The 14,609-nt window shown below is 33.2% G+C and carries 15 protein-coding genes; 7 read left to right on the top strand and 8 right to left on the bottom strand.

Annotation, left to right across the window (positions count from 1 at the left end; all coding sequences use genetic code 11):
* Positions 1–15: 15 nt before the first annotated feature.
* The 3 genes from HM986_RS17670 to purU all read right to left on the bottom strand — a co-directional run bounded on the left by HM986_RS17670 (position 16) and on the right by purU (position 2,058).
* Entirely contained in the window at positions 16–228 is a 213-nt protein-coding gene (locus HM986_RS17670) for a Lacal_2735 family protein (RefSeq protein ID WP_179333252.1), read from the bottom strand.
* A 99-nt stretch (positions 229–327) separates the two neighbouring features.
* Entirely contained in the window at positions 328–1,038 is a 711-nt protein-coding gene (locus HM986_RS01150; RefSeq protein ID WP_179333251.1) for a DUF4197 domain-containing protein, read from the bottom strand.
* A 165-nt stretch (positions 1,039–1,203) separates the two neighbouring features.
* The gene (purU, locus tag HM986_RS01145; protein WP_179333250.1) at positions 1,204–2,058 is read right to left on the bottom strand and encodes a formyltetrahydrofolate deformylase; all 855 of its coding nucleotides are present in this window, start codon (positions 2,056–2,058) and stop codon (positions 1,204–1,206) included.
* Between the two features lie 145 nt (positions 2,059–2,203).
* Between purU and HM986_RS01140 the strand changes: the two genes are divergently transcribed.
* The 4 genes from HM986_RS01140 to HM986_RS01125 all read left to right on the top strand — a co-directional run bounded on the left by HM986_RS01140 (position 2,204) and on the right by HM986_RS01125 (position 7,856).
* Entirely contained in the window at positions 2,204–5,617 is a 3,414-nt protein-coding gene (locus tag HM986_RS01140) for a methylmalonyl-CoA mutase family protein (RefSeq protein WP_179333249.1), read from the top strand.
* A gap of 312 nt (positions 5,618–5,929) precedes the next feature.
* Entirely contained in the window at positions 5,930–6,403 is a 474-nt protein-coding gene (locus HM986_RS01135; protein ID WP_179333248.1) for an OsmC family protein, read from the top strand.
* 245 nt (positions 6,404–6,648) lie between these two features.
* Positions 6,649–7,188, top strand: coding sequence for a sigma-70 family RNA polymerase sigma factor (locus HM986_RS01130; protein ID WP_179333247.1), 540 nt, complete (start codon positions 6,649–6,651; stop codon positions 7,186–7,188).
* A gap of 53 nt (positions 7,189–7,241) precedes the next feature.
* Positions 7,242–7,856 carry a DEAD/DEAH box helicase gene (locus HM986_RS01125; protein WP_179333246.1) on the top strand — a complete coding sequence of 205 codons (615 nt, stop codon included), beginning with the start codon at positions 7,242–7,244 and terminating at the stop codon, positions 7,854–7,856.
* A gap of 4 nt (positions 7,857–7,860) precedes the next feature.
* On the opposite strand, the gene HM986_RS01120 is transcribed toward HM986_RS01125, so the two are convergent.
* Entirely contained in the window at positions 7,861–8,256 is a 396-nt protein-coding gene (locus HM986_RS01120) for a hypothetical protein (RefSeq protein ID WP_179333245.1), read from the bottom strand.
* Positions 8,257–8,373: 117 nt separating this feature from the next.
* On the opposite strand from HM986_RS01120, the gene HM986_RS01115 reads away from it, so the two are divergent.
* Positions 8,374–8,817 (top strand): Lrp/AsnC family transcriptional regulator, encoded by a 444-nt coding sequence (locus HM986_RS01115; protein WP_179333244.1) that lies wholly within the window; start codon positions 8,374–8,376, stop codon positions 8,815–8,817.
* Positions 8,818–8,864: 47 nt separating this feature from the next.
* On the opposite strand, the gene HM986_RS01110 is transcribed toward HM986_RS01115, so the two are convergent.
* Positions 8,865–9,836, bottom strand: a complete 972-nt coding sequence (locus HM986_RS01110) for a YpdA family putative bacillithiol disulfide reductase (RefSeq protein ID WP_179333243.1) — start codon at positions 9,834–9,836, stop codon at positions 8,865–8,867.
* Between the two features lie 116 nt (positions 9,837–9,952).
* Here HM986_RS01110 and HM986_RS01105 point away from each other — a divergent pair, with 116 nt between their 5' ends.
* Complete coding sequence (locus tag HM986_RS01105; RefSeq protein WP_179333242.1) at positions 9,953–10,555, top strand: DUF1684 domain-containing protein; 603 nt, start codon at positions 9,953–9,955, stop codon at positions 10,553–10,555.
* Positions 10,556–10,600: 45 nt separating this feature from the next.
* Here the strand turns inward: HM986_RS01105 and HM986_RS01100 are convergent, their stop codons facing one another.
* The 3 genes from HM986_RS01100 to HM986_RS01090 form a co-directional block, all read right to left on the bottom strand.
* Positions 10,601–11,074, bottom strand: a complete 474-nt coding sequence (locus HM986_RS01100) for a GNAT family N-acetyltransferase (RefSeq protein ID WP_179333241.1) — start codon at positions 11,072–11,074, stop codon at positions 10,601–10,603.
* Positions 11,075–11,081: 7 nt separating this feature from the next.
* A complete protein-coding gene (kdsA, locus tag HM986_RS01095; protein WP_218841375.1) occupies positions 11,082–11,894 on the bottom strand; it encodes a 3-deoxy-8-phosphooctulonate synthase in 813 nt (270 codons plus the stop codon).
* 163 nt (positions 11,895–12,057) lie between these two features.
* The gene (locus tag HM986_RS01090) at positions 12,058–12,417 is read right to left on the bottom strand and encodes a hypothetical protein (protein ID WP_179333240.1); all 360 of its coding nucleotides are present in this window, start codon (positions 12,415–12,417) and stop codon (positions 12,058–12,060) included.
* A gap of 212 nt (positions 12,418–12,629) precedes the next feature.
* Between HM986_RS01090 and typA the strand changes: the two genes are divergently transcribed.
* Positions 12,630–14,426 carry a translational GTPase TypA gene (typA, locus tag HM986_RS01085; protein ID WP_179333239.1) on the top strand — a complete coding sequence of 599 codons (1,797 nt, stop codon included), beginning with the start codon at positions 12,630–12,632 and terminating at the stop codon, positions 14,424–14,426.
* The last annotated feature ends 183 nt before the right edge of the window (positions 14,427–14,609 follow it).

Genomic DNA, 14,609 nt, shown 5'->3' with positions numbered 1-14,609 from the left:
ATAATTAAGCGTGATTTAACTATTTATGCGCGTGTTGGCATGAGTGTCTGAGCCATTCACCACAAATTCTAACTTATTAATCTTATAAAGAACTTTATTCGCTTTGTATTCAGAGAAATCACTTAATGCGTGATCTGTTTGTCTTAAATTATAAGCATCTTCAATAAGTTGAATATACTTTTTCTTAAGCTTTCTCCTTTTTTTAAATATTTTTTCTGAATTACTCACAGCTAAATTTTAATAAACACCTTAGTAAATTACTAAAATTTAGCTAGAATAAATGCTTTTTCAATTAAAAAACGATAAATTATTTAGAGTAATATTAGTTTAGTCTTGCATTGCAAAGACCTTTTTTAATAAATCACTACCACGAGAAGAGACTTTTGTTCTGATTTCTTTTTCTTCAACAGCAATCATAGTGTAAACACCTTTTAATGCTTCTTGCGTTACATAATCCGTTAAATCAGGGTTAACATTGTTTGTTAAAGGAATGTTGTTATACTTAGTAATTAGGTTAGACCATATTTGATCCGCACCAACTTTACTAAACGAGTTGTTAATAACGGGCTTAAATTTGTCGTAAAGATCTGTTTGAGTTTTTGATGTTAAATATGAGGTTGCGGCGTCATCTTCTCCCAAAAGAATATTTTTTGCGTCATCAAAAGTGATGTCTTTTACTGCATTTACAAAAATTGGTGTCGCTTCAGACACTGCATCCTCTGCTGCTCTGTTAAGTACTTTTAAACCTTCATCAGCTAAACTGCTTAATCCTATTTTACGCAGTGCGCTGTCTACTTTTTGTAATTCTTCTGGTAAAACGATTTTCACCAATTCGTTTTTAAAGAAACCATCTTCTGCTGTTAATTTGGTTACTTGTTTCTCAATTCCTGTATCTAAGGCTTCTCTTAATCCGGCTGCAATGTCAGCATTTCCTAAAACATCACTAGCTCCTTGTGGTAAAGAATCAACTACCTGTTGTAATTCTGCACAAGCGGTTAAATTGAAGATAATTAATACGGCGAAAATTCTTTTAATCATAATTTTGGTTTTTTATTGTTGTCAAAGATAGTTTATATAGGCAAATACGCTTCAAATTTTAAATCTAAAATCAGCATGGTATAGCTGTGTTATACTCTCTGTTTAATAGACACACATTACTATAAATAGTCACTTTTAAACGTTTTTTCGTGGTTAAAATTGTATTTATGAAAATATAATAGTCTTATTATTATAGACCATAACCTTTCTGTTAGCATGTAGTTTAATAGCATTGGATAAAACAATTTTTTCTAAATCGCGACCTTTTGCTATTAAATCTTTAATAGAAAACGTGTGAGATACATGCGCTACGTCTTGCTCTATAATTGGTCCGGCATCTAATTCTTCAGTGATATAGTGACTTGTAGAGCCGATAATTTTTACACCACGTTTATATGCGGAATGATATGGTTTTGCACCTATAAAAGCAGGTAGAAATGAATGGTGAATATTAATAATTCGATTAGGATATTTATCTATTAAAGTTTCTGATACGATTTGCATATAGCGCGCTAAAACTATAAAATCGACGTGATGGGTTTCTAGTAAATTTAGCTGTTCTTGTTCAGCTTCGTGCTTTGTAGATTTTGTAACAGGAACATGATAAAAAGGAATATTGAAACTGTCTGCAATAGGTTTCAAATCGAGATGATTACTGAGTATAAATGGAATTTCTAAAAACAATTCTCCCGAGTTATAACGACCTAAAATATCATATAAGCAATGGTCGTATTTAGAAACGAACAAGGCCATTTTTGGTTTTCTCTCAGCGGAATACATTTTCCATTTTAGTTCAAATTTTTCAGCTAAATCAACACTGAAGAGTTGTTTAAATTTTTCAAGAGAAAAGGAAGTCGAATCAAATTCACATTCCAAACGCATAAAAAAGATATTTTGTTCTCTATCAACATGCTGATCGATATATACAATATTCCCGTCGTTTGATGCCATAAAACTCGTCACCGAAGCAATAATATTCGGTTGATCTGCGCAATGAATAAGTAAGGTTATTTTATGCATAATATTAATCTTGAATGAATAGATAAAAGTAATTAAAATTACGAGTGAACATGGCTTTCTCTAAGTTTTAGATATTTAATGATTATTGCCTTAGATTTTTGAATATTCCTTAAATTTGTCACTCAAATAAGCAAGATTTTTAAGAATGGAACAAGTTGCACCTTATAAGCCAAAATATAAAGTACGTATAGTAACAGCTGCATCACTTTTTGATGGGCACGATGCTGCCATAAATATAATGCGTCGTATAATTCAATCCACTGGAGTTGAAGTGATTCACTTGGGGCATGATAGAAGTGTAGAGGAAGTGGTTAATACGGCTATCCAAGAAGATGCGAACGCCATTGCATTAACATCATATCAAGGTGGTCACAACGAGTATTTTAAATATATGTACGATTTGCTGAAGGAAAAAGGTGCAGGTCATATTAAAATCTTTGGTGGTGGAGGTGGCGTGATTCTTCCTGAAGAAATCAAAGAATTAATGGATTATGGAATTACTAGAATCTATTCTCCAGACGATGGAAGAGCACTTGGTTTACAGGGCATGATTAACGATTTGGTACAACAATCAGATTATGCTAATGGCGATTCATTAGATAACGAAGTAGATCTACTTCCTTCCAAAAATCCAAAAGCAATTGCTAGAGTCATTTCTTCTGCAGAAAACTTTCCCGATGTTGCAAAAGCGACATTAGAAAAAATTCATATTAAAAATAAAACATCTAAAACACCAGTTTTAGGAATAACAGGAACTGGAGGAGCTGGAAAATCGAGTTTAGTAGATGAGTTAGTTCGTCGTTTTTTAATAGATTTCCCAGAAAAAACTATTGGTTTAGTTTCTGTAGATCCTTCTAAGCGTAAAACAGGAGGAGCGCTTTTAGGTGATCGTATTCGTATGAATGCTATCAATAATTCTAGAGTGTATATGCGAAGTTTAGCGACGCGTCAGTCAAACTTGGCCTTATCAAAATATGTTAACGAAGCTATTGAAGTTTTAAAAGCTGCGGAATACGATTTAATTATTTTGGAAACTTCTGGTATCGGTCAGTCAGACACCGAGATTATGGAACATTCTGACGTGGCCTTATACGTTATGACTCCAGAATTTGGTGCAGCAACACAATTAGAAAAAATTGATATGCTAGATTTTGCAGATTTAGTAGCTATTAATAAGTTCGATAAACGCGGTTCTTTAGATGCATTACGAGATGTAAAAAAGCAATACATGCGTAATAATAATCTTTGGGATGTGCATCAAGATGATTTACCGGTTTATGGAACGATAGCTTCACAATTTAACGATCCAGGCATGAATACGCTGTATAAAGCGATAATGGATAAATTGGTTGAAAAGGCAGAATCAGATTTAAAATCTACTTTCGAAATTTCTAAGGAAATGAGTGAGAAGATTTTTGTGATTCCACCGTCTAGAACACGTTATTTATCTGAAATTGCGGAAAGTAATCGTGCTTATGATAAAACCGCAGATGTACAAGTTGAAGTGGCTCAGCGATTATACGGCATTTACAAAACATTAGAATCTGTTTTAGAGGCAACTCCAGAATTAGATAAAGCAGGAATTGCCTCAGAATCTATAGCGCCTAGTGAAGAGAATAAAGACTTTGTAAAGCTTTTAGTTAGTGAATTCGACCGTGTAAAATTAAATTTAGATCCATACAATTGGGAAGTGATTACAGGTTGGGATGAGAAAGTTAATAAATATAAAAATCCAGTTTATAGCTTTAAAGTAAGAGATAAAGAGATTAAGATCGAAACACATTCGGAGTCGTTATCACATTTACAAATTCCACGAATAGCGTTACCAAAATATCAAGCTTGGGGAGATTTATTACGATGGACATTGCAAGAAAACGTGCCAGGAGAATTTCCATATACTTCGGGATTATATCCTTTTAAGCGTACAGGCGAAGATCCAGCACGTATGTTTGCCGGTGAAGGTGGACCAGAACGTACCAATAGACGTTTTCATTATGTAAGTGCAGGTTTGCCTGCAAAACGGTTATCAACAGCATTTGATAGTGTAACACTTTATGGAAACGATCCGGATTTACGTCCTGACATTTATGGGAAAATTGGTAATGCGGGTGTTAGTATTTGTTGCTTAGACGATGCTAAAAAACTGTATTCTGGTTTTGATTTAGCAAATGTAATGACTTCGGTAAGTATGACGATTAATGGTCCTGCACCAATGTTATTAGGTTTCTTTATGAATGCTGCTATTGATCAACAGTGTGAATTCTACATTAAAGAAAATGGTCTAGAAAAAGAAGTTGAAGCAAAAATTGCTAAGATTTATAAAGGGAAAGAACGTCCATCTTACAATGGAGATTTACCAGAAGGGAATAATGGTTTAGGTTTAATGTTATTAGGTGTTACTGGAGACAAAGTATTGCCAACAGACGTTTATGCCGAAATAAAAACCAATACCATTGCTCAGGTTAGAGGAACGGTTCAAGCAGATATTTTAAAAGAAGATCAAGCGCAAAACACCTGTATTTTCTCTACAGAATTTGCGTTGCGTTTAATGGGAGATGTTCAAGAATATTTTATCGAGAATAACGTCCGTAACTTCTATTCGGTATCAATTTCTGGGTATCATATTGCAGAAGCAGGAGCCAACCCAATTACACAATTAGCGTTGACCTTATCTAATGGTTTCACTTACGTGGAATATTATTTAAGTCGTGGTATGGACATCAATAAATTTGGTCCAAACTTATCGTTCTTTTTCTCAAACGGAATTGATCCAGAATACGCAGTAATTGGTCGTGTGGCACGTAAAATTTGGGCAAAAGCCATGAAGCACAAATACGGCGCCAATGCAAGAGCACAAATGTTGAAATATCACATTCAAACCTCTGGACGTAGTTTACACGCTCAAGAAATTGACTTTAATGATATTCGTACAACGCTTCAAGCTTTATACGCAATTTATGATAACTGTAATTCATTACACACCAATGCTTATGATGAGGCTATTACAACGCCAACTGAAGAATCGGTACGTCGTGCGATGGCAATTCAGTTAATTATCAATAAAGAATTAGGATTAAATAAAAATGAAAACCCAATCCAAGGCTCTTTCATTATTGAAGAATTAACGGATTTAGTAGAAGAAGCTGTGCTTTTAGAATTCGATAGAATTACAGAAAGAGGTGGTGTTCTTGGAGCTATGGAAACCATGTACCAACGTAGCAAAATACAGGAAGAAAGCTTGTATTATGAAACTTTAAAACACAATGGGAAATTCCCAATTATTGGTGTAAATACCTTCTTAAGTTCTAAGGGGTCTCCAACAGTTGTGCCGGCGGAAGTGATTAGAGCAACTGAAGAAGAAAAGCAATTTCAGATTAAAACGCTGGCAAATCTTCATGAAACAAATGATACAGAAGCCTTGTTGACGGATTTACAACAACGCGCCATTAATAACGAAAATATATTCGAAGCTTTAATGGAGGTTTGTAAAGTCTGTAGTTTAGGTGAAATTACAGCGTCGTTATTTGAAGTTGGAGGACAGTATAGACGAAACATGTAAGTAGAGAGCCCATTTTTCCTTTTTTGAAAAATGGTGCGAATCACTTATGCTGAGCGTAGTCGAAGTATCTCAGAGAGCCACTTTTCATTTTTCCGAAAAGTGTGCGAATCGCTTATCCAAACTAGTTTTGGAATATCAATTAAAGATTTTTTCGTTTGATCGAAAAAAGTTAACTTTTAAGAGAGGCTTTTGGTATTCAAATTAAAATATATTTTGATTGATAATACCCAAACGTAGTTTAAAGAATTTCAACAAATCATAAAAAAGCGTTTCAATCTGAAACGCTTTTTTTACATCAATTAAAATCACACCATGTCTATTAAACACACCTTTAAAGCAACCGTAAACTGGACAATTAACCAAAGAGAAAGTACACAGAACCCAAGAACATTCAGTCGAAATCACGAAGTGTTGATAGACAATAAAGCAACTCCGTTACAAGTATCCGCAGCGAAACCCTTTAGAGGTGACGATTCTTTATACAATCCGGAAGACTTATTGTTGTCTGCTTTAACATCCTGTCATATGATGTCTTATTTATACGTTTGTGCTCAAAATAATATTGAAGTCCTAAGCTATACAGATCATGCTGAAGGTGATTTAGAGGTTACTGCCTCAGGAAGCGGAAGTTTTAGATCGGTAAAATTAAGACCTGTAGTTACTATAAAAGAAGCCAATCAAAAAGAATTGGCATTGAGTTTACATAAAAAAGCAAACAGCTTATGCTTTATAGCTAATTCATGCAATTTCCCAATCACTCATAAAGCACTGATATTGGTTAGGTAATCCAATATCAATAAATATTATTGTCTTTTTTGCATCTTTTCTATGATAGTCTCGTCTATTATATGAACAATAAAAATAGATATCATGAAAAATAAAGAATGCACATGCGACTGTGATGGTTGCTCAAAAGGAAATTGTTTTAACTGTACTTGCAATAGCTGTGTATGTACAAGTTGTAATTGTTAAATTAGTGTTAGTTCGGATGCAAGGTTTTGTATCCGAACTAATTTTAATTAATTTAGAATATGACTACAAAAGATGTTTGGGGACTATACGCAGAAGATATAAGACGCTTTATTCTAGGTAAAGTAAAGCATCCTGAGGTTACTGAAGACATTCTTCAGGAAACCTTTATAAAAGTTCATACAAAATTGCATACTCTAAAAGATGAAGATAAACTGAAATCATGGTTGTTTTCAATCGCTAGATATACTGTTCTGGATTACTTTAGAGAAAATAAACGAGAGTATCCCGTGGACGATTTAGAAATAGAATCAGAGCCAGAACCGAGTGAACATTCAGAGCAAGATTGCCTTAGAGGTATTATAAAAAGCTTACCTAAAAAATATAGAGACCCATTGTTTTTATCCGACATTAAAGGTTTAAAACAAAAAGAGGTCGCTAATCAATTACACTTGTCCTTACCAACGGTAAAATCTCAAATTCAGCGTGCAAGAAAGCAGATTGCACAGGGCTTTATGGATTGTTGCGGTTTCAAAATGAATGAAGAAGGTCATTTAGTTGGAGAAATACAAGACAAAGCCGACTGTAAAGTCTGTCATTAATGGTATCTTTGCAGCCATTAGTAAGTTTTTAATTTACTTAAAAAAATGCATTCATGTCTTTCAAAAAATTACATCCTTTATTAAAAGAATCTTTAGAAAACGCTGGTTATGAAACTTCAAATCCGTTTCAGAAAAAAGTGCTTCCATTATTAAAAGGTGGTTCAGATACTTATATCATTGCCCCAAAAGGTAGTGGAAAAACAACAGCGCTTATTATCGCTACTATTCATAAGTTGAAGGCAGAGGCGTTTGAAGATTCTCCGCGTGCCTTAATTGTAGTAAAGGATAAGGCAGACGCTTTAGCTTTAAAAGATGAATTTGAGCGTTTTACCAAAAACACAGATTTAAGAGTTTATGCGCTTTATGACGAATACGATATTGAAAAGCAAAAAACAGAAGTGTACTATGGACAAGATATAGTAATAGCTACTCCTGCACGATTAAGTAAGTTGTATTTCTTAAATGGTATTCATCTGGGGGAAATTCAATTATTTGTTATTGAAGATGCGGATTACATAGGTAGAAATAATACTTACAATCTTTTATTGCGCTTATCTGAAAGTGTAGGTAAAAGCCAATTTGTAATTATTGCAGATGCCATGAACTCTAAAATTAAAAATTATCAAAATTCTTTTATGAGTAACGCACAGCTAGTTCAAAAAAAATAAGAACTTACAGAGTCAACATCCAAGTGCGTTGCAATTTTCTAAATTTTCTTAATTCACCACGAAGAATAGGTAAATAATCTCTTCCGTTGCTATTAGATTTTTCTAGCCTCTTGCAATTACTATATAGGCGGGTTGTTAAACGGTCTAAACTTTCTAAATGTTTACTCTTTTTATGAGAACAACGTTCTTGTTCTGCATTAATAATTTGAGGGGCAAGATTTGTGGATTGTTGAACAATATCTCCTGAGAAATAAATATGCTCATCCTCTGTGCCATCTGCATTTAAATACGATAAATCTTGATTGAGATAGGTTGAGATACTTCGAGACAACACAATAATATCTATTGCCTTCTGATAAACAGGTAGATGAGAAAAATGCGAAGGTAGATTGTAATTCATAATTTCAGTAGCAATTAATACGAAATTAAGAACTAAAAACTAATTTAAACTTTAATATTTAAAGTGATTTTGTATATTTACTTTAATAAAAACGTTATTATAGTTAAATTTCTTTAAATGAAAATAGATAATCTAAATTGGAAGATTTTGAAGTGTTTACAACAGAATGCGCGTGTGTCAAATGCTGAAATTGGGAGGCAGGTTGGTATAACCTCACCAGCAGTTTCGGAGCGTATTAAGAAAATGGAGGATGCTGAGGTTATTCAAGGATATACCACATTTATCTCACCTTTTGAAGCAGGTTATCAACTTAAGGCTTTAATAACATTGCGAGCATTTATGGGGATGCTAAAACCTTTTTTAGAGAAAGTGAAAACCTATGATGAGGTAGTGAATTGTTACCGTATTACAGGTAACGAAAATATAGTTATGGAAGTGGTGTTAAAAAATCAAAAGCATTTGGAGATTTTTATAGACCAATTAATTAGCTATGGAGAAACTAAAACGCAGATTGTACTTTCTCATGTTGTTAAGTATAGTGAAATAAAACCCGTGAAATAGGTGCATTTGAACAAGCTGAGGCTTATAAGTACGATTTCCTATCGTAGTTATAACGTTTGTTCTATGTGGTTCGTAATCATTTTAGCATGTATTTTAGAATTTTCAATAAACCATTTGTGCGTTTCTTTACCTCCACAAATCACTCCAGCTAAATAAAGCCCTTTCACATTAGACTCCATCGTTTCTGAGTTATAATGTGGAATTGATTTTCCATCTTTTGAAAATTCAATTCCGGCCGTTTCTAAAAATTTAAAATTTGGCTTGTAACCTGTTAAGGCAACGACATAATCGTTAGCTATAGTTTTTTCTCCAGTTGGCGTGTTTATAATAAGCGCTGTGTTCTTTATTGCTTTAATTTCAGAATTAAAATAAATTTTAATGCTTCCTTCTTCAATTCGGTTTATAATATCTGGTTTTACCCAATACTTTACACGGTCTCCAATGGCATCTCCTCTTACAATCATGGTAACGTCGCCTCCTTTTCTATAAATTTCTAAAGCGGCATCTACAGACGAATTACTGGCTCCAACAATAGCAATATTTTGTAAAGAAAAAGGATGGGCCTCTTTGTAGTAATGAAACACTTTTGGTAAATCTTCACCTTCTACATTTAAAAGGTTGGGAATGTCATAAAATCCAGTAGCTATGACTATTTTCTTAGCGTTATATAGTGATTTGTCAGATTCAACTTTAAAGCCATTTTCTGTTTTGTTGACTTTTATTACCGTTTCGTAAAGCTTAATATTTAAGGCATTAGAAGTGCTAACGCGTCTATAATATTCTAAAGCTTCATTCCGAGTTGGTTTAGGGTTGTTACTAATAAAAGGAATGTTATCAATCTCTAATTTTACAGAAGTTGAAAAGAAGGTCATATTTAATGGATAGTTAAATAATGAGTTGGTTAATGCTCCTTTTTCAAGTACACTATAATTTAAGTTGCGTTTTTTGCTCTCTAGTGCGCAAGCAATTCCTATTGGTCCTGCTCCTATAATTAATACATCTAAGTCTAAATTTTCCATAAGTGTTTAAAATTACATTTAAAGTAGATCATTCTAAAATGTATACTATTAAATATCTCATAAAAGTAAAATGAAATTCTATATGTTGTATTTTTGAAGTTTAAATCTTGAAAAGTATGCGCGTTTTAATAGTTTTAATCACGGTTCTGTTGTGTTTTGGTTGTAACCAGGAAAAAAAGGTTTTAAAATATGAAACTCCTTTTCAGGAGAAAATGAATAATGAATTTAAAGATGCTTCTAAATCTCCTTTGAAGTCGAAAGATTTAAAATCGTTTGAAGGATTAGATTTCTTTCCTTATGATTCTACTTTTATTGTAACTGCTACTTTAAAACGTACTCCAAACAGCGAGTGGTTTTATATGAAAACAAGCACAGCTCGTTTGTCTAAAGAGCGCGTCTTAGGAATTATAACTTTTGAATTAAAAGGAGAATCTCATCAATTAAATGTTTATCAAGGTGAGGAGCTGATGCAAAAGGAAGGTTTTGAAGATTATTTATTCTTACCTTTTTTAGATCATACTAATGGATATACAACTTATGGTGGCGGTCGTTATATAGATTTAGAAATTCCAGATGGCAATGCAATAGAAATAGATTTTAATTCTGCCTATAATCCGATGTGTGCCTATAATGAAAAGTACTCTTGTCCTATTGTACCTAACGTTAATTATATAAATTTAGAAATTAAAGCAGGAGTAAAGGCTTTTAAAAATCATTAGATTTTTAAAAGCCTTTACTCAATAATTGTTGTTTTACAATAATGATTAAAATTGCTTTTCAACTAAGAAATGCTCGAAGCCAACACCTTTAATAGTCTTATTTTGTTTTTTTAGAACTTCAAAATATTTATTATCAAAAAAAGGTAAAGCTGTTTTAGTGACGTCTGATTTTAAAACTTCAAAATCATTCATCATCACTTGAGATTCTATAATTCGCAGTAATTTTGAGCCGATACCTTTTCGCTGATACTCTGTATGTACAAATAAGCCTTCTAAGTAATTGCCGTTCTTTAAATAGGCAAAACCAACCATATTATTTTCAATTTCAGCTATAATAAAATAGAATTTAGCGATTCGTTTTTCCCATTCTTCAATGCTGTCAGCACTAGAAGACCATGCTGTAATCTGTTTTTCAGAATAATGTTTCTTATTAATATGACTAATGGTATCTCTAAAAAGCGTTATAATTTTTGGGATGTCCTCTAGCGTTGCTGGTCGTATGTCTATGGCTTTATTCAAATTGATGTTATAAACTATTTATTGTTTTTCTAATCGCAACCAAGTTAGTCAGCAATCCTTCTAAATTATCTAAATGCAACATGTTAGCCCCATCACTCTTGGCATTTGCAGGGTCAAAATGGGTTTCAATAAATAAACCATCTACATTATTTACAATTCCTGCTCTTGCAATAGTTTCAATCATATCTGGTCGTCCACCGGTAACACCAATACTTTGATTGGGCTGTTGTAGTGAATGTGTAACATCCAAAACTGTTGGCGCGTATTGTCTCATAGTAGGAATACCTCTAAAATCGACAATCATATCCTGGTATCCAAACATGGTTCCTCTATCCGTAATCCACGCGTGTTCGTTACCAGCATCTTTTACTTTCTGAACCGCATGCTTCATTGCTTCAGGACTCATAAATTGTCCTTTTTTCAAATTAACAACTTTACCAGTCTCAGCAGCAGCAACCACTAAATCCGTTTGTCTAACTAAAAATGCCGGAATTTGTAAAACATCGACATATTCTGCAGCCATTGCAGCATCAGATGCTTCATGGATATCAGTCACTGTTGGCACATCAAAAGTCTCAGAAACTTTTCTAAGAATTTTTAAAGCTTTTTCGTTTCCAATACCTGTAAAACTATCAATTCGACTTCGGTTTGCTTTCTTGAAACTGCCTTTAAAAACGTAAGGGATTTCAAGTTTATCTGTAATTTTTATGACTTTTTCAGCAATACGCAATGCCATATCTTCACCTTCAATAGCACATGGGCCACAAAGTAGAAAGAAGTTATTGGAATCTGTGTGTTTTAATTTTGGAATTGTAATCAAAGTTTTAGGCTTAAATTGTTAAGGTACAAAGATACGATTATGTATGTTTAGATAAAACTATGATTGAAGGATATTAAGTTTCAAATTAGAATGTTTTGCATCTTTGTAAATTGGTGTGAGGTGGGCTAGTAGTAATCCGCTAATTAAATTCTTGTGTATACAATTAAAACACTCTTCTAATACTGTTTCGAATAATCCATAGCGACATTACAAAATTCCCGACAACTAAAAGGCCTCCGTAAAACAAAAGTTTTTTAGATGTTTCTGTCCAATGAATGATATGAAGTAAATCAAATAAATATGCTAAGATTAAATAAGACGATAGACAAGAAAAAATAATTCCTAAAGAGAAATTTAATTTTCTGCTTGGCTTAATGAGTTGCCATAAAAAGGGGGCGCCAAATAATAATATTGGATAGGCCGAAATGCTGTCAATTCTATTTATTGTGGTAAACCAATATACAATTACCGACAAAAAATAGAGATAAGGAATAAACTTGGTATATTTGTTAAGGGTATGCATCTGTTCTATTTTTTAGAGTTTAGATTAATCTGCAAAATGCAGTTGTAATTGCCCAATTAGCGGCTGGTTTTTAAGGGTAGGCTTTACGCTGTTAATCAATAATATAACGTAAGATACCACTTCAGATTATTTGGGGATGAAATAATAACATATTATTAACGAAAAAACGAGAATTAAACGTACATTTGCACGCTTAAAAATCAGCATCAGTTATGACTAAGATTAAAAATATTGCAATTATTGCACACGTAGATCACGGTAAAACAACATTGGTAGATAAGATAATGTACCATTGTCAATTATTTCGTGAAAACGAGAATACAGGAGATTTAATCCTGGATAACAATGATTTAGAACGTGAACGTGGGATCACTATTACATCTAAAAACGTATCTGTTGTATACAAAGATACAAAGATTAATATCATTGATACTCCCGGTCACGCCGATTTTGGTGGTGAAGTAGAGCGTGTATTAAACATGGCTGATGGTGTTGTGTTATTGGTAGATGCATTTGAAGGGCCAATGCCACAAACACGTTTTGTATTACAAAAAGCAATTGATTTAGGCTTAAAACCTTGTGTGGTTGTAAATAAAGTTGATAAAGAAAACTGTACGCCTGATGAAGTACACGAAAAAGTTTTTGACTTAATGTTTGAACTTGGTGCAGAAGAATGGCAGTTAGATTTCCCAACCGTTTACGGTTCTGCAAAGAACAACTGGATGAGTGATGATTGGAGAAATGAAACTACCAATGTTGAGCCATTATTAGATATGGTAATTGAGCATGTACCTACACCTGAATTTGAGAAAGGAACAACACAGATGTTAATTACATCATTGGATTTCTCTTCTTTTACCGGTCGTATTGCAATTGGGCGTGTACAAAGAGGAAATATTGAAGAAGGACAACAAATCGCTTTAGTAAAAAGAGATGGTTCAATAGTAAAAAGTAGAATTAAAGAGGTATTCATTTTCGAAGGCTTGGGACGTAAGAAGGTTCAGAGAGTTGAAACTGGAGATATTTGTGCGCTTGTTGGTGTTGAAGGTTTCGAGATTGGAGATACTGTTTCTGATTTAGAAAATCCTGAAGGTTTAAAATCTATTGCAATAGATGAGCCAACAATGAGTATGTTATTTACAATTAACGATTCACCTTTCTTTGGTAAAGACGGAAAATTTGTAACGTCTCGTCATATTAAAGATCGTTTAGAAAAAGAATTAGAGAAAAACTTAGCGCTTAAGTTAGGGGAAACTGGTAGTGCTGATAAATTTATGGTTTTTGGTCGTGGTGTATTACACTTATCGGTATTAATCGAAACCATGCGTCGTGAAGGTTATGAATTACAAATTGGACAACCACAAGTAATCATCAAGGAAATTGATGGTGTGAAATGTGAGCCAATTGAAGAATTAACAATTGACCTTCCTGAAACCGTATCTGGTAGAGCTGTAGAGTTTGTTACTAAGCGTAAGGGTGAGTTACTAAGTATGGTAACTAAAGGTGAGCGTATGATTTGTGAGTTTATGATTCCTTCTCGTGGTATTATTGGTTTACGTAACCAATTACTAACAGCAACAGCTGGTGAGGCAATTATGGCACACCGTTTCAAGGAATACCAACCGCTTAAAGGAGATATTCCAGGACGTATTTCAGGATCTTTAATCTCTATGGAAAACGGAACAGCGATTCCTTATTCAATTGATAAATTACAAGATAGAGGTAAGTTCTTTGTTGAGCCAGGAGAAAGTATTTATGAAGGACAAGTTATTGGAGAGAACTCTCGTCAAGATGATATGTCTGTAAACATTACAAAAGCTAAAAAGCAAAGTAATGTACGTAGTTCTGGAGCAGATGATAAAGCTAAAATTGTACCTGCAATTAAGTTTTCTTTAGAAGAAGCTTTGGAATATATTCAAAAAGATGAGTATGTAGAAGTAACGCCAAACTCTTTAAGATTACGTAAAATCTATTTAAAAGAAACAGATCGTAAGCGTAATAAAATATAATATACTAAGATTTATTATATATTTTGAAAAGAGAAACACTGAAAAGTGTTTCTCTTTTTTTGTTTTCAAAACTCAAGAAAATATACTTTCTGAAAACTCATTAGGTTTTACTTATAATGTGGTTTGTTATTTTTTTGCGCTTTAATAATTACTCAATATTAATAAACTTAACTCATAGTTTTT

It is taken from the genome of Winogradskyella costae (assembly GCF_013403865.1).
Lineage (GTDB): Bacteria > Bacteroidota > Bacteroidia > Flavobacteriales > Flavobacteriaceae > Winogradskyella > Winogradskyella costae.
Note: the sequence above shows the minus strand (reverse complement) of the source record. Positions and strands in the feature narration are given on the sequence as shown.